A 15,065-nucleotide genomic window follows, 5' to 3' on the forward strand; every position below is an offset into this window, starting at 1 on the left:
CGACTCCTTAGTTGGTAGAAAACTCAATTTCTTGAGACATACGAGTACTGACCGCCTGACCATCGACTTGCTTAGGTTTGAATGTCCATTTAGCAATAGTCTTTTTAGCCGCGCGGCCAAGACCGAGCTTACGTGGGGTCTCTTTGAGGACTTTGACATCCTCAACCGTGCCACGTTCGTTAACAGTAAACTCTACCAGTACCACACCTTTCTCAATGCCAGAACGCGCTGCTTTACGTGGCATTTGCGGTTGGAAAGTAGCCAATGGTACCGGGCCGTTATTACCCACAACCTGAGCACTACCACCTTGGGTGTAGTGACCTAACACCGAACCGCCTGTGACATTGACGGGTAGGTTGAGATTAGGCATATCCATGGCAATTTGTTCCATCACCGGTTTGACCGTTGATGCCACTTTCATTTCTGGTGGCGGTGGCGGACGTTTCGGTGGTGGTGGTTTTGGTAGCTCTCGCTTTTTCTCCTGTACATTTTCTTGCGGTTTAACGCGAATAAAATCGACCATACGCAGATCGTCACTCGACGCTAACTCGTGGCGCTCTTTGTTTACTAGCTTGTCCATCCCCCAGAAGAGTCCGAGGGCGACAACGAGCGCCAGTGCTACAGAGGCCAGATAACGCATAGGTTACCCCTTATCTGTAGCGGCGATGGAGATGTTTTCTACCCCAGCCATTTTGATCTGATCCATCACCTTCACCACGACACCAGCACTGGCTTCTTGGTCCGCTTGAATCACCACAGCGCCTTCCGGGCTTTCTGCTTTGAGTCGTTCGATGTTAGCGCGTACAGCATCAACTTCGATACGACGCTTATCTACCCAGACATCGCCAGCCGCACCAATGGCGACCATGATGTTACCGTTTTTGACCACCTGTGCTGTGTTGGCACTTGGTCTACTGACTTCTATACCGGCTTCTTTGACGAAAGAAGTCGTAACAATGAAGAAAATCAACATGATGAAAACAATGTCCAGCATTGGCGTCATATCGATCGCCGCTTCTTCATTGCTTTCACTGCTATAGCGTCTTTTCATGACCTATATCCTTATAATTCCGTTTACTAAGCGACGTGTTTTAGCTGGTCTTCCAGCTTTTGCGTGGTCACTTTGGCAAGATGATCCAATCGAGTGCTAAAGAATAAGCCAGACAGAGAAGCGACCATTCCCGCAAGGGTAGGTATGGTTGCTTTGGAAATGCCTGAAGCCATGGCTCGCGGGCTTCCCGTGCCTACGACAGCAAGGATGTCAAACACGTGAATCATGCCGACAACCGTACCCAGTAGACCGAGCAGCGGACACAGTGCGATCAATACTTTGACCACCGGTAGTCCTTTCTTGTTCTCGATATCCTGGCGAGAGACAAGCTCTTGGCGGATCATTTTTGCGTTCCAGCTTTGATGTTCGGGGCGTGCAGTCCACTCTTCGAGTGTTTTCTTTGCCATGCGCGGAGCAACGGCTAAGAAATAGAACCAGCGCTCAAGTAGCACACTCCAAAGTAAAAAGCTGAGAATAAAGATGGCGAATAGGACATCGCCACCCATTCCTAAAAAGCGTCTTATCGACTCAAATTCTTCGACTAACCACCACATAGCCGCTCCTTATGCCTCTGATGAGTGCAGTTTTTCTTGGTAGCGAGCAATAAATCCAGCGCTTTGCTCTTCCAGCGTCTGAACCAGTCGACGTGCCTTACTATGGACAAGGGTGTAGAAGAACAGCAGTGGAATAGCCACAACTAGGCCAAGCATGGTCGTTACGAGGGCTTCTGAAATACCGCCTGCCATGAGTTTTGGATCGCCAGTACCGAATAGCGTGATGGCCTGGAACGTACCGATCATCCCCATTACTGTACCAAGAAGGCCGAGTAGGGGAGCGACGGAGGCAAACAGTTTTATAGAGCCGACAAAACGTTCGATTCGCGGTGCGTTGCGCATAATGATCTCATCCAGTTTCGCTTCCAGATCTTCAAGGTTGCTGCCTTTATGCGATTGGTATGCTTCGATAACTTCGCCAAGAGGGTTGCTCTTAAGTACTTGATCAGACTTCGCTTGCTTGCGCATTTTGCCGCCGATAACCAGAAGGCGTAGGTAACAAGCCACCGCTATTAGAGCGCCAATTAGGCCCATGCCTAAAATGATATAGCCGACGATACCGCCTTGATCGACGCGCTCTTTCACAGTTGGGCTTTGAACCAATAGTGAAAGGATCACACCACGAGATGGGTCAACAAATAGAGGTTGATAACTGTCTGCTGTGGTTTCAAACGGTGATACTAGGGTAGTGATGTTGGCTGAAGGTTGACGAGAAAGCTCTTCAAACTTGCCCGTTTGTGGGACGTAAGTAACGTACTTACCGTCAGCGATGGCATTAAACTCGCCGACTAAAGTCACTTCAGTTTGTGCTTCGTTACCTTCACCATAAACCACGGTGGCGTTGGCTTTTGAGGTTTCACCCGAGGCTACAATTTGCTGAAGAATGGTGTACCAGAAACCTTCAAGCTCCGCAGTAGATGGTAGCTCTTTACTCTCAGCGAGTTTAGTCAAAAGTGCATCACGTTCTGGGAATTTAACCGCGTTTTGAGAGGCATTAAATAGCCCTTTAAACTCCCCCGCGTACTGTCTTAGGACACCAAACATTTCACCGAGTGTGCCTGAGCGTTGGCGAAGAGTTTCAGTGAGTTCGGTGAGTAGCACATCGTTGCTATCAAATGTTGCCTTGAGTGTGTCACCACGTGCTGTCTCTTGTGCAAGTTGGGCACGTGCTTTTTCGAGCAATGCCTTTTGGTTATTACGATCGGCTAAGAATTCAGCTTCACGTTGTTTATTTTCTTTGGACTCTAATGAGCTTTGCGATTTAACCGTTTTTAAAAGCTCATTCATAGAGATAGGTTTGGTTTCTGCACTCGCAACGGTTGGCAAAAGCAATAGGCCAGAGAGCACAAGTGAGGCCATAGATTTAAATGCAGTCATTATTGATTCTCCCCGGTGTAGATTGGTAGCTTGATCAGTGCTGGTGGCGCTTGCTTCTTAGCAACGCGCAGACCTTGTTGAACTGCGCCGCGGTATTGCTCTGGGAGTGCTTCCCACTCGCGAGTTTGCTGATTCCACATGCCTGTTTCTAGACCGTCTGGAGATTGATAAAGCAGCGCTGTACGTCCGATGCGCAAGAAGTCATAAGTGACGACTTCGCCATCACGTTCTAGGCTGGCTTTATAGGATTCAATGGAGCGAGAGAAGCCTTCTTCAATTTGGTAAGCCTCCATGACTTTTCGGTACTTCTCTGAGGTCGTAACGTCAGCGCGATCCATAAGACGTTTAAGCTCGGTGACACGCTTGCCGCGCTCTTCTACTTGGAAGGGGAGATCAAGTTCAATGAAGTCTTCCAGTGCTTGAACCATATTGAGAGTCAGTGGCACCACTTCCATTGCAGTTTGGTCGATTTGAGAGATCTGGTTATTTAGCGAGTCAATCTCGCCTTGTTGTGAGTTCACCATCTTCTCGATTTGTTGGTTATACGCTTTCATGCTGTCTATTTGGCGAAGTAAACCTTTGTATTCCGCCAGCATTGAATCCGTGTTCTCTGCGTACTTATCGATTTTTGCTTGTGACGTTTGTGCGTTTTTGTTTGCTTTTGCTTGTGTAGCGACGACTTGGCCACTATCCGCAGCGTAGCTAGAACCACCTATAGCGAGCATGGCTATGGTGAGGCTACTCAACGCGATATCCTTAATTTTCATATGTGCATCCTTGTGTTTTGTCAGTCGTAAAAAGCCGGCACGCGAACGTGCCGGAAACAGGAGGAAGGGATTAATTAGAATTTCATGTTTACGTTGGCGTAGAAGTAACGGCCGATAACGTCATAGGTTGTGGCGTCTGTGTTACCCGAGATGGTGTCTAGGATAAGTGGCGGTGTTTCATCAAACAGGTTGTTGATACCACCAGACAAAGTGAAGCCGTTATCAAAGGCATAGCCAGCGCTCAAGTCATGGTAGAACATGGTTGGTACGCTAAAGTTGTATGTCTCTTGTGGGGCGTCAGCAGCACCTGGTAGTTCGTAATCAACACCCGCAATCATGCGAGTATTCCAGTTCACACGCCATGCGTCACGAGTGACACCCAAGTTAAGCGTAGAGCGGTACTTACTGTATAGACCGATTTGGTCACTGATGAATTTACCAGCGTAATCGACAACAGAGCCATCCGCCTGTGTCACTTCGTGTTTGAAGTTATAGGTGTTGTCCCAGTTCGCTTTGAAGACAACGACGTCAAAGTCATGCACGTAGCGCAAGTTGAAGTCGATACCGTTTTTCTCAAGCTTACCTAGGTTTGTGGTACGCGCATCGATAGAAACAATGTCGCCGTTTCCATCACGAGTGATCTTGTCACAGTACTCGCCTGTTTTGGCACATTGATCCAGCATCAGTTGAGGGTCAACGGCATCAATCAGGTTTTCAAGTTCTACTTGCCAGTAATCAACCGTGGCAGAGAAACCCTCTACAAATGATGGTGACAGTACAAAACCAACCGACGCAGTATGGCCTTCTTCAGGTTGAAGTTCTTTGTTTGAACCATAGAAAACAGGGAACTGGGTACGGCCACTGGTGTCTTGACCTGTTGGGTCGGATAAGACGTCAAAGCTTTCTGTTGCACCACCGTACAGGTCGGCAATGGATGGGGCTCGGAATACTTCGTTGTAGGTACCGCGAAGCATCAAATCGCCAATCGGCTGGTACAAGAAGCTGTAACCCATGGTCGTCGCGCCACCAAATGTGGAGTATTTATCGTGACGAGCGGTGATCTTAGCTTCTAAGTACTCTGCCATCGTCACTTCAGACAGAATTGGAACCAGTAATTCGCCGTAGAACGAATCAACAGTGTAGCCACCCGAGGTTTCCGATTCCGCATTGCCCGAAGCGTTACCCAGAACAACTAACGCATCAGGTTGGTTTGCACCTTGCTCGTCACGGTTTTGGTAACCGGCAGCAAAAGCGATGGTACCCATCTCGGTCTCGTAGATGTCGCCCGTTACGTTGAAGTTAATGATTTGCTGTTGGTTAAAGCCAGTATCTTGGCGAGTGAAGGTTGCGTAATCCAGTGCTTCTTGGCTGACGTTGCCAAGAATGTCCATTGGTACACAGCCAGGAATGACGTTGCCGCCCGCATCCAGACACTGGCCGTTTGCAGATGGGCCAACCGCGTTGCTGACGCGATCTTTAATGAATACACCGTCTTCGATTTGTTTGGTCTTAGTTTTGCCCCAGTTGTAGTTAGCATCCCAAGTCCAACCATTTTGGAATTCACCATCCAAACCAAGTACTACGCGGCCTGTGTCTGATTCGAAGAAGCGGTTACGACCGCCTGTTTCAACCATACGGCGACGCCAGTCAACGATATCAGCCCCTGTATTGTTGAACTCATTGTCTTTTGAAATTGGGTCGTAGCCGCTGAACTTACCAAAGATAGGCTCGGCAGCCAGTAGATAGTTAGACTCTGAGTTTGAGTACAGGGCTTCGAATGTCGCGGTAACTGGACCAAGAATGCTGGTTTCACCTAGTAGGTAGTTACCTTGAGCGGCAAGATAGCGACGTTGTGCTGGACGCTTTAAGTAGTTGTCCGGTGCATAGTTATAAAGATCACCAGGCGCATTAAAGTCACGAAGCGTATCGCTGCCTTCTGGGCCAAATGTCTTACCGTCATAATAGCCCCATGGTGGCGCTGAACTACCACTTTGGAACTGACCACCGTACCCATCGTGTTGTAGGTCAGTATTGGCGAAACCACGATCACCGGCCATGATTTCGTCTTCTTTGGTCATGCCCGCAGAAAAGGTGATATTACCGCGATCGTTAGACGCACCAGCTAGCATGCTGATGTCAGTCACTTGACCATCGCTGTTTGAGGTTGTACCACGCTTAGCATTAAGCTCAAAGCCTTCGAAATTTTGCTTGGTGATGATGTTAACAACACCACCGATGGCATCAGAGCCGTAGACAGAAGATGCACCGTTTTTCAGCACTTCGATGCGCTCTACCATTGCGGCAGGAATCATGTTCAAGTCAACAGATGCGTCTGCCCCCGTACCACCATTTACCATGCGGCGACCATTGACTAGAACGAGTGTACGCTCAGCACCTAAACCGCGCAGGTTTACTGTTGCAGCACCGTTACTGCCGTTGTTTACCGATGTGCTTTGTACCGTACCACCCACGCCAGGTAATTGGTTCAAGACATCACCTATGGCAACTAGACCTGTATTTTCAATGTATTCTGATGAAAGGACCTGAACTGGCTCTGCGCCTTCCATTTCCACTCGAGAAATACGTGACCCGGTCACTTTCATTTTCTGAAGCTTTTCTACGTCTTGTTGTCCCGTTTCTTCAGCAAACGCTATCGGCACTGCGAATAAATTCGCGGTGCCAAGCGCAAGACTCACTGCTACCGAGAGGCATGTGCTTTTTCTTAACATCCTTGTACTCCATTGCGCCAGTTTCTGCTGGCTTCTGTTGTGTATTGCATTTTTGATTAAGTCGTTAATTCGGTGTTAACAACAAGCGCAACTTATGACGGGTTGGAAAAGTAATGTCAAATCAGCCATTTAAATAGAACGTTAGTTTGTAAAAAGTGATTTATTCTCTGATTAATCATTAAAACGGTGTTTTCTTGTAAATAAATTGTGAAACGCAGACGGATTTATAAAAAATCTCGTAGAATCTAGCAAGTGAGGTAAATTCAGATCATAATTCGATCTAGACTTAAACATTTGGTGTTTTATTCTGCTCTTTGCTGATTCAACTAGATTGATGTTCTAATTGTAAAATCAAGCGGTAATTCACTACTTAGAAGGTTCGTCTATAATTCGAACAATGAGGCTTTAGAGCCTTTTAAATGGGCGGGTTGAGTGGTCATGTGATACGGAGTTCATATTTGCATCGTGAATATTTATGCATTAATTATGGAACGTTTCTTACATTTTTGTGTAGAGTCATTGCTCTATGTGGGAGTTTGAAATATTGATGATGAGTTATTTATGAAATTATGTCCTTTTTTTTAAATTATGAGTGTCATTAATTAAAAGTGACACTGTTGTTTGTTTGTGATAAAAACGTTGTCGATAATAATGAGGCAAGAAATAATTATTGAAGCAAGGACGCAAAATATTATTTTGGAGGCTGAAAATATAGGTCTCATCATCTCGTCATTTAGTGAACAGCAAACATGGAGAAGTTGATTAATGCTGTCTTATTTTCTTCGTCGTCTGGCTCTAGTAGTGCCGACATTTTTGGGCGTGACTATCCTGATATTTGCCATTACTCGATTCGTCCCTGGTGGTCCTGTTGAAAGAATGCTGGCAAATATGCATTCGCAAGGAGACGGTGGTAGTTCACTGTCTATGTCTGGTACAAACTCCGCATTATCTGAAGAGCAAATTCAAGAGCTCAACGCGTTTTATGGTCTCGACAAGCCCGTCCATGTGGCTTATTTAGAATGGATCACTAACCTGGTTAAATTAGACCTTGGTGAATCTACTCGATATTACGAGCCTGTAACGGATATGATCGCAGAGCGCCTGCCTGTATCGCTGTTTTACGGAGGGATGACCTTCTTTATCAGTTACTTTATCTCTATTCCTCTTGGCTACTATAAAGCATTGAAGCATGGCTCAGTTTTTGACTCCTTGTCTTCCGTTGCAATCTTCGTCGGTTACGCACTGCCTGGCTACGTGGTTGGCGTGTTGCTGATCACGCTTTTCAGCTATCACCTTGAGTGGACGCCAATGGGTGGCTTTACCAGTGATGACTTTGAAGACTATGAGCTAGTGTCGGAGCAAGTGAAAGACATTATGTGGCACGCAATATTACCACTTATCTGTTATTTGATTGGTGATTTTGCCACGTTGACGATGACGATGAAAAATAATCTGATGGAAAACTTATCCGCAGACTATATAAGAACTGCCATTGCCAAAGGGTTGCCTTTCAAACAGGCCGTTAGAAAGCACGCACTTCGCAATAGCCTTATTCCTATTGCTAGCCACTTCGGTAATTCCCTATTGTTCTTTATGACAGGCGCTTTCTTGATAGAAGTGATATTTAATATCGATGGGATAGGTCTTCTTGGTTACGAATCTATTATGGAGCGAGATTATCCTGTCGTTATGGGAATAGTGGCGATAAACGCAATTTTATTACTTTTCGGGAACATCATTTCCGATATATGCGTCGCATTTGTCGACCCACGTGTGAAGTTTGGGAGTTAGTTCATGGTTATTAGTCCGCTTACTAAGAAGAAGCTCATTAACTTCAAACGCATCAAACGAGGATACTGGTCATTTATTATACTTTCCACAATGTTAGTGTTGTCTTTATTTTCGGAGTTGCTAATAAATAGCAAAGCGTTGTTGGTGAAGTATCAAGGAAATTATTATTTCCCAGTAATCAGTGATGTGCGATTAGGTACTGAGTTCGGCCAAGCCAATGCTGGTGAGGCTGATTATCGCGCACTTCAGCTCTCTTTCGAGGCTCAGAAGGGGGAGGACTTTGTTGTCATGCCCCTAGTGCCTTGGAACCCATATGAGCAAGATTTCTCCGGCGATTATCCACCTAATGCGCCAAGTGCTGATTCACGGCACTTCTTGGGCACTGATGTGATAGGGCGCGATATTCTGGCTCGCTTAGTTTATGGCTTTAGGACTGCCATGGGGTTCGCGCTGCTTACTATGGCCGCGTCATACGCTATTGGGGTAGCAGTAGGTTGTGCAATGGGCTTTCTGGGAGGCAAGTTTGATCTGTTTGTTCAGCGGTTTATTGAGATCTGGTCCATGGTGCCATTTCTATATGTCATCATGATTTTAGTATCGATTGTTCAACCTAGCTTCACATTGTTTGTGGCCATTAACGTTATGTTTGGGTGGATGGGAATAACATGGTACATGCGTACGATGACTTACAAAGAAGTCGCTCGAGAGTATGTTTCGGCCGCTAAAGCGCTCGGAGCTTCCAATATTCGCATCGTCTTTAACCATATATTGCCAAATACCATGGTGATGATCGTAACCCTTGCCCCATTTACGATTGCCGCCAATATTACCGCTTTGACTGCTCTGGATTACCTGGGGCTAGGTCTCATGCCACCAACGCCGAGTTGGGGAGAGTTACTGCAACAAGGAAAGTCTAACCTAGACTCACCATGGATAGTGACATCCGTTGTTACTGCCATTGTAGCGGTGTTGGTGATGGTGACATTTATTGGCGAAGCTGTGAGAGCGGCTTTCGACCCTAAGAAGTTTACCCGCTATGTTTAAATGACTGGCTTGCCCATTGTGAGCTAAAAACCGTATTAACCGATTGGATAGAGGCGTTTGAGACGTCTAGCGTTAAGAAGTAAGAATAAGGATATCTCATGCATAAAAAGACATTAATCACAGCCGCGTTACTGGCTGCATTCTCCGCTGGAACTAGTGCCAATGAACTCCCGTCCGGGCTAACTTGGATTGATAATATGAATGAGCCGTTGTTTGCCTCTGAGGAAGCAAAGTTTGGCGGTACATTGCGCACTCACATGTCCAGTTTTCCGCAAACGCTAAGAAGCGTCGGCCCAGATTCCAACTCGGGCCTGCGACACTATTTCATGGACGGCACCCCAAAACTCGCGGCTAGGCACCCAAACACCGGTAACTGGATCCCTCAACTCGCCGATGCTTGGGCGTATGGCGATGATAACCAAACGGTGTATTTTAAGCTTAATCCAAAAGCAAAATGGTCCGATGGCGAAAAGGTGGATGCCGACGACTACTTGTTCATGCTCACTTATAACCGCTCAAAAGATATTGTTGCTCCTTGGTACAACGACTTCTTCACCAACAAAATCGCTGATGTGGTCAAAATTGATGATTACACCATCGCCATTAAATCGGCGACTAAAATGAGCCAAGAAGAGTTGATGATACAAATTAACTTACCAAGCAATGGTGTTCAGCCAAGACCAGAGCATTTTTTCGCTAACCCGAAAAAAGATGAAAATGGTGACGGGATAGAAGATAACTTTGTGCGTAAGTTCAATTTCAAAGCTGAGCCAACGACATGGGCCTATTACATGTCCAATGTTAAAAAAGGCAAAAGTGTCACATTTAAGCACGTTGGTGAAGATTGGTGGGGCTACAGTAACCGTTACTACAAAAATCGCTACAACGTAGAAAAAGTACGCTTAACCGTCATTCGCGATTCCGACATTGCCAGAAAGCATTTTGAGAAAGGTGACCTTGATGTGTTTGGCTTAGTGTTACCGAGTCTGTGGCATGAGAAGGCTGACAGTAAACCGTATCAGCAAGGTTATATCCAAAAGTTTTGGGGCTTCAATCAAACCGCGCAAGGGGCGGGTGGTCTTTGGATGAATACCTCTATGCCCATGCTAGAAAGTCGTGATGTAAGAGCGGGGATCGTCTATGCCTCTGATTACGACGGCATGTTAAAAAACGTTCTCCGCGGTGATTACCTTCGTATGCCTCATGGCATGGGAGCCGGCCACGGAGGATACGACCGACCAAATAATCAAGCGCCAGCATTCGATCCTAAAAAGGCTATTCGTTACTTTGAAGCTGCGGGTTTTGACAAGGTCGGCCCGGACGGCATTCGCGTTAATGACAAAGGGCAGCGTCTAAGCTTCGATATCACTTATGGCTACCCTCCACACACACCAAGAGTGGCGTATCTTAAAGAGCAAGCCAAACAAGCTGGCTTGGAATTTAACCTTAACCTTGTTGATGGCTCGTCGGCGTTTAAGTACATCTTAGAGAAAAAACATCAACTCGCTTTCTTGCACATGGGCGGCGGTGAAATCCCCGCATACTGGGAGTATTTGCACTCAGACAATGCTAAACCGCAAACCAATAATCACACCTTCTATCAAAACCCTGATATGGATAAGCTGATTGACCAGTATGTGGTTGAGTTTGATGTTGAGAAAAAGCAGCAATTGTCCCATCAAATCCAACAAAAAGTGTCGGATGAGTTTTTAATCGTTCCTGGTTATATGGTGCCATACACTCGTGAAGCGCATTGGCGCTGGTTGCGCGTACCAGAAAACGGCATGACCAAATTGACTGAAACCATGTTCTCGGTAACGGATGTAGCGAACTTCTGGATTGATAGTGATCTGAAAAAGCAGACCAAGTCAGCCCTGAAGAAAGGTGAGAGCTTTGAGCCCGTCACCATAGTCGACGACACCTTCAAACTGTGATGAGTAGTGAGCAGCGAGAGGCAATAATGCAAGAAGATGTGATTTTGAGTGTACGAGATCTCGCCGTCAGTTTTCATAATGATGAAGGCAGCCGAGAAGTACTGCATGGGGTTAGCTTTGAAGTCAAAGCAGGGCGCACATTGGGCATCGTCGGCGAGTCTGGGAGTGGTAAGAGTGTCACTGCGATGTCCATCATGGGGCTTTTGCCAAAGCCCTATGGCGAGGTCACTGCGGGGCAGATCTTCTATCGTGATACTGATTTACTTCAACTCGCGCCGGAACAGATGTACGCCATGCGTGGCGACCGGATTTCGATTATCTTTCAAGATCCGATGACAGCGTTGAACCCTGTACAAAGTGTAGGCAAGCAGCTCAACGAAGTCTTAGAGTTGCATCGTCCTGAACTCAACAAAGCGCAGCGCCGTGTCACCTCACTAGAAATGCTCACCAAGGTTCGGATCCCAATGCCGGAAAAACGCCTAGATGAGTATCCACATAACTTGTCTGGCGGTATGCGTCAGCGAGTGATGATCGCTATGGCGCTGGCTTGTAAACCCGACATTTTGATATGCGACGAGCCGACCACAGCCCTTGATGTGACGGTACAAGCGTCGATTTTAGAGCTAATGCAAGATTTGCAGCAGGAAACGGGCATGTCGATGATTTTTATCACTCATGACTTGGGCGTGGTTGCAGAAATTTGTGATGATGTCGCCGTGATGTTCGCAGGTAAGATAGTAGAGCAAGCCGACGTATTTGAACTGTTTGATCATCCTAAGCATCCCTATACAGAACGATTATTAGGCTTGATACCAAGTTTAGATAATCCACCCAAACATAAAATAGATATTAAACCGATTACCGAAGACATGTTCCGTTAAGGTAGAAATTCTTAAGGTTACAAGATGAGTGAATTACTGAAAATAACGGACTTAAAGCAGTACTTTCGATCCGGTGGTGGCATTTTTCGACGCGGCTATGTCATGAAGGCGGTGGACGGGGTGTCACTGTCGATAAAACGGGGCGAAACTTTAGGCTTGGTTGGCGAGTCTGGGTGTGGCAAAAGTACGTTAGGAAGGACAATTTTAAAGCTGCTTGAGCCATGTGACGGAAAAATTGTGTTTGAAGGGACAGATATCACTAAGTTGTCTCCTCGCGATATGCGTCCACTTCGCAAGCAAATGCAGATTGTTTTTCAAGACCCGATGGAGTCACTGAACCCAAGACATACCGTGGGCATGATCTTAGAAGAGCCGTTTGTTATTCATAAATTAGGCAGCCCTGCTGAGCGTCAACTATGGGTTAAAGAGCTGCTAGAGAAAGTAGGGCTACCGGAGGATGCCATTGATCGGTATCCGCATGAATTTTCCGGTGGACAGCGTCAGCGGATTGGCATTGCGCGTGCAATCGCGGTGAAACCAAAGCTACTGATATGTGATGAATCAGTGTCAGCGCTGGATGTCTCGGTACAGGCACAAATACTCAACTTGTTGCTTGATTTACAGCGTGAGCTAAATTTAGCCATTATTTTCATATCTCACGATCTGTCGGTAGTGAGACACGTTTCCGATAACGTGGCAGTGATGAAAGCAGGTAGGGTTGTGGAGTATGGATCGAGTGACGAGGTGTATCATACGCCCAAGCATGATTACACCAAAACTTTGCTATCCGCTATACCTATTACTCACCCTAAGCATCGGAAATCGAGATGCTAGACAAACTAGACTTAATATACAAAAAGCTCGGGCAATAATGACCGAGCTTTTTTACGGGGCTATTTACAGCGCATTTGCTAAAATCTGACGCGATACATCGATTGTGATGGCTTGGTTTTCACCAAGTTTGGTATAGCCGTAGTCTTCAAGCTTTTTGATCACCGCTTCTACAGCCTCAGATTTGTCGCCTTCAACTTCTGAAAGGCGCGTATCCACGTTTAATTTGGTATAGAAAGCTTCGATGGCATCGATGGTGCGTTCGGCCAAATCATCACTCGACGAGAGACCGAATACGTTTCGACCCATCTGCTCGATTTTTCCTTTCTTAAACTCCATTTGGCTGCGAAGTAGTGAAGGCTGAATAATGGCGAGCGAGCGCGCGTGATCCACGTGCCAAAGGGCGGTGAGCTGGTGGCCTATCATATGTGTCGCCCAATCTTGTGGCATACCCGTGCCAATGAGGCCGTTGAGTGCTTGGTTCGCTGTCCACATAAGATTGGCTCGCCATGCATCATCACGTTGCTCAAATGAGTCTCCAAGTACAAGCAGATTGCGAAGCAGTACTTCAGCGTAACCTTCCTGGACCATGTGGCCTGTTGGCGAGGTGATGTACTGCTCGCAGACGTGCACCCAAGCGTCAACCAAGCCATTGATCAGTTGGCGTTCAGGCAGAGTTTTCATAGCATCTGGGTCTAGCACGGCGAATGCAGGTCTGACCGTAGGCGATAGGAAACCGAGCTTTTCTTGGGTCGCTTTTTTGGTTACCACGGCGCCCATGTTGGACTCAGAACCAGTTGCTGGAAGTGTGAGGACAACACCAAGTGGAATCGCAGTTTCTGGTTTGTAGGCACCGGTGATGAGATCCCAACTGTCGCCATTATGCAAAGACGCGGCAGCCACGTATTTGGTGCCATCAATGACACTACCGCCGCCCACGGCAAGAAGATAAGTGACGTTCTCTGCTTTCACTATGTCGATGGCTTTATCTAGAGTTTCTTTCGTTGGATTAGCCTCGACGCCTGAAAACTCGAGCCACTCATGGCCGCTTAGTGCAGCAGTGACTTGGTCATAAACGCCATTTTTTTTGATAGAGCCGCCGCCGTAGATAACGAGGACTTTTGAATCTTTAGGGATGCTGTTGGTGATTTGTTCAATCTGGCCTTGGCCAAAGTGAATCACAGTAGGGTTCACGTAGCTGAATTTCATGACTTTGCCTTATTCCTAGTATGGATAGCTTGGTATGGAAAGCTTGATATGTATAGCTTAGTTAACTGATGTTCAGTTATTTGAATGCTGTTACTTATACTTGGGGCAAATAGATCAGGCTTCAAGGGGAAACCTGATCCAGGTGAGTCTATTTCGAAGTGTGTACTGTCATCAAGCTAGCTACAATTTGGTGCAGTGCCTGCGATTTGGCGCTCTTGTTGAAGTTCTTTGTGGAGAGCTTCGAGTTGAACTTTCGCTTGGTTTACATCGCTCATACTCGAGCTGAGTTTCACGTATTTGCTTACCGCTCTATCAACACCTTCTGTGTTGTCACGGTCGTAGTCGATTAGTGCTTGCATGGCCACGCCGGCCTCTTGGTAAGACTGCTGTGACGCTTGCTCGGCTCTTAGTGCAGCTCGGTAAGCATCATCATGCTGACAAGCTATCAAGGCTGTTACTGAGCTTTCTACATCTGGGCCAAACTCAAGCGTCGGTTTGGCAGGAGGAGGTGGGGCACTTTGCGCAGCTTGCTTTGCTTCTGCTTGTTGGTCTTTGGCATAGCCATCTACAGCGCCAGCGGCGCCCCCAGCAAGCGCGCCTGCTGTCACGTTGCGGCTTAAACGGTAAGTATTGACTTCACCATCAACAATGAGGTCGGTTAGCGCTCCCAGCATACCTGCTGATACCGCGCCTACAGCCGCACCCTCTGCGGCTCCTTGGGTGGTGTTGGCGCCACACCCGACTAACAAACTAGCAGCGATAGCACTCGCCAAAAGCGATTTTAACTTCATGGTTTCCATCCTATGTAACCGACTGTAATAAAAGCATTATAGGACTATTTTGTTGAAAATAGATCGACAAAATCTGATTTGATTTTTTGCCTGCTCAAAAACAGTC

General features: G+C 46.8%; 13 protein-coding genes. 5 read left to right on the forward strand and 8 right to left on the reverse strand.

The window, feature by feature from the left end:
- Nucleotides 1-7: 7 nt before the first annotated feature.
- From AAA946_RS18205 to AAA946_RS18230, 6 genes are all read right to left on the reverse strand, one after another.
- Nucleotides 8-640, reverse strand: coding sequence for an energy transducer TonB (locus AAA946_RS18205; RefSeq protein WP_338166199.1), 633 nt, complete (start codon nucleotides 638-640; stop codon nucleotides 8-10).
- 3 nt (nucleotides 641-643) lie between these two features.
- A complete protein-coding gene (locus AAA946_RS18210; RefSeq protein ID WP_042497468.1) occupies nucleotides 644-1,051 on the reverse strand; it encodes an ExbD/TolR family protein in 408 nt (135 codons plus the stop codon).
- Nucleotides 1,052-1,077: 26 nt separating this feature from the next.
- The gene (locus tag AAA946_RS18215) at nucleotides 1,078-1,605 is read right to left on the reverse strand and encodes a MotA/TolQ/ExbB proton channel family protein (RefSeq protein ID WP_338166200.1); all 528 of its coding nucleotides are present in this window, start codon (nucleotides 1,603-1,605) and stop codon (nucleotides 1,078-1,080) included.
- 9 nt (nucleotides 1,606-1,614) lie between these two features.
- Nucleotides 1,615-2,982: a MotA/TolQ/ExbB proton channel family protein gene (locus tag AAA946_RS18220; RefSeq protein ID WP_338166201.1), complete on the reverse strand. Its 1,368-nt coding sequence runs from the start codon at nucleotides 2,980-2,982 to the stop codon at nucleotides 1,615-1,617.
- On the reverse strand, nucleotides 2,982-3,749 hold the full coding sequence (locus tag AAA946_RS18225; RefSeq protein WP_338166202.1) for a DUF3450 domain-containing protein: 768 nt from the start codon (nucleotides 3,747-3,749) through the stop codon (nucleotides 2,982-2,984). Before AAA946_RS18225 ends, AAA946_RS18220 begins: the two co-directional genes overlap by 1 nt.
- Before the next feature lie 74 nt (nucleotides 3,750-3,823).
- On the reverse strand, nucleotides 3,824-6,478 hold the full coding sequence (locus AAA946_RS18230; RefSeq protein ID WP_338166203.1) for a TonB-dependent receptor: 2,655 nt from the start codon (nucleotides 6,476-6,478) through the stop codon (nucleotides 3,824-3,826).
- A gap of 765 nt (nucleotides 6,479-7,243) precedes the next feature.
- Between AAA946_RS18230 and AAA946_RS18235 the strand changes: the two genes are divergently transcribed.
- From AAA946_RS18235 to AAA946_RS18255, 5 genes are all read left to right on the forward strand, one after another.
- Complete coding sequence (locus AAA946_RS18235) at nucleotides 7,244-8,269, forward strand: ABC transporter permease subunit (protein WP_338166204.1); 1,026 nt, start codon at nucleotides 7,244-7,246, stop codon at nucleotides 8,267-8,269.
- A 3-nt stretch (nucleotides 8,270-8,272) separates the two neighbouring features.
- Nucleotides 8,273-9,313 carry an ABC transporter permease gene (locus AAA946_RS18240; RefSeq protein WP_338166205.1) on the forward strand — a complete coding sequence of 347 codons (1,041 nt, stop codon included), beginning with the start codon at nucleotides 8,273-8,275 and terminating at the stop codon, nucleotides 9,311-9,313.
- Between the two features lie 98 nt (nucleotides 9,314-9,411).
- On the forward strand, nucleotides 9,412-11,247 hold the full coding sequence (locus AAA946_RS18245) for an extracellular solute-binding protein (RefSeq protein WP_338166206.1): 1,836 nt from the start codon (nucleotides 9,412-9,414) through the stop codon (nucleotides 11,245-11,247).
- Between the two features lie 26 nt (nucleotides 11,248-11,273).
- On the forward strand, nucleotides 11,274-12,128 hold the full coding sequence (locus AAA946_RS18250; protein WP_162631517.1) for an ATP-binding cassette domain-containing protein: 855 nt from the start codon (nucleotides 11,274-11,276) through the stop codon (nucleotides 12,126-12,128).
- 24 nt (nucleotides 12,129-12,152) lie between these two features.
- On the forward strand, nucleotides 12,153-12,962 hold the full coding sequence (locus AAA946_RS18255; protein ID WP_338166207.1) for an ABC transporter ATP-binding protein: 810 nt from the start codon (nucleotides 12,153-12,155) through the stop codon (nucleotides 12,960-12,962).
- Nucleotides 12,963-13,025: 63 nt separating this feature from the next.
- Here the strand turns inward: AAA946_RS18255 and AAA946_RS18260 are convergent, their stop codons facing one another.
- The gene (locus AAA946_RS18260; RefSeq protein WP_338166208.1) at nucleotides 13,026-14,168 is read right to left on the reverse strand and encodes an iron-containing alcohol dehydrogenase; all 1,143 of its coding nucleotides are present in this window, start codon (nucleotides 14,166-14,168) and stop codon (nucleotides 13,026-13,028) included.
- A 176-nt stretch (nucleotides 14,169-14,344) separates the two neighbouring features.
- Nucleotides 14,345-14,959 carry a hypothetical protein gene (locus AAA946_RS18265; RefSeq protein ID WP_338166209.1) on the reverse strand — a complete coding sequence of 205 codons (615 nt, stop codon included), beginning with the start codon at nucleotides 14,957-14,959 and terminating at the stop codon, nucleotides 14,345-14,347.
- Between the last annotated feature and the right edge of the window lie 106 nt (nucleotides 14,960-15,065).

The organism is Vibrio sp. 10N (genome assembly GCF_036245475.1).
Lineage (GTDB): Bacteria > Pseudomonadota > Gammaproteobacteria > Enterobacterales > Vibrionaceae > Vibrio.

What these genes read in the sequence shown, in the direction of transcription:
- AAA946_RS18220 (WP_338166201.1), bottom strand. Translation starts at nt 2,982, where the DNA reads ATGACTGCATTTAAATCTATGGCCTCACTTGTGCTCTCTGGCCTATTG.
- AAA946_RS18205 (WP_338166199.1), bottom strand. Translation starts at nt 640, where the DNA reads ATGCGTTATCTGGCCTCTGTAGCACTGGCGCTCGTTGTCGCCCTCGGA.
- AAA946_RS18255 (WP_338166207.1), top strand. Translation starts at nt 12,153, where the DNA reads ATGAGTGAATTACTGAAAATAACGGACTTAAAGCAGTACTTTCGATCC.
- AAA946_RS18240 (WP_338166205.1), top strand. Translation starts at nt 8,273, where the DNA reads ATGGTTATTAGTCCGCTTACTAAGAAGAAGCTCATTAACTTCAAACGC.
- AAA946_RS18215 (WP_338166200.1), bottom strand. Translation starts at nt 1,605, where the DNA reads ATGTGGTGGTTAGTCGAAGAATTTGAGTCGATAAGACGCTTTTTAGGA.
- AAA946_RS18235 (WP_338166204.1), top strand. Translation starts at nt 7,244, where the DNA reads ATGCTGTCTTATTTTCTTCGTCGTCTGGCTCTAGTAGTGCCGACATTT.
- AAA946_RS18260 (WP_338166208.1), bottom strand. Translation starts at nt 14,168, where the DNA reads ATGAAATTCAGCTACGTGAACCCTACTGTGATTCACTTTGGCCAAGGC.
- AAA946_RS18225 (WP_338166202.1), bottom strand. Translation starts at nt 3,749, where the DNA reads ATGAAAATTAAGGATATCGCGTTGAGTAGCCTCACCATAGCCATGCTC.
- AAA946_RS18265 (WP_338166209.1), bottom strand. Translation starts at nt 14,959, where the DNA reads ATGAAGTTAAAATCGCTTTTGGCGAGTGCTATCGCTGCTAGTTTGTTA.
- AAA946_RS18250 (WP_162631517.1), top strand. Translation starts at nt 11,274, where the DNA reads ATGCAAGAAGATGTGATTTTGAGTGTACGAGATCTCGCCGTCAGTTTT.
- AAA946_RS18210 (WP_042497468.1), bottom strand. Translation starts at nt 1,051, where the DNA reads ATGAAAAGACGCTATAGCAGTGAAAGCAATGAAGAAGCGGCGATCGAT.
- AAA946_RS18245 (WP_338166206.1), top strand. Translation starts at nt 9,412, where the DNA reads ATGCATAAAAAGACATTAATCACAGCCGCGTTACTGGCTGCATTCTCC.
- AAA946_RS18230 (WP_338166203.1), bottom strand. Translation starts at nt 6,478, where the DNA reads ATGTTAAGAAAAAGCACATGCCTCTCGGTAGCAGTGAGTCTTGCGCTT.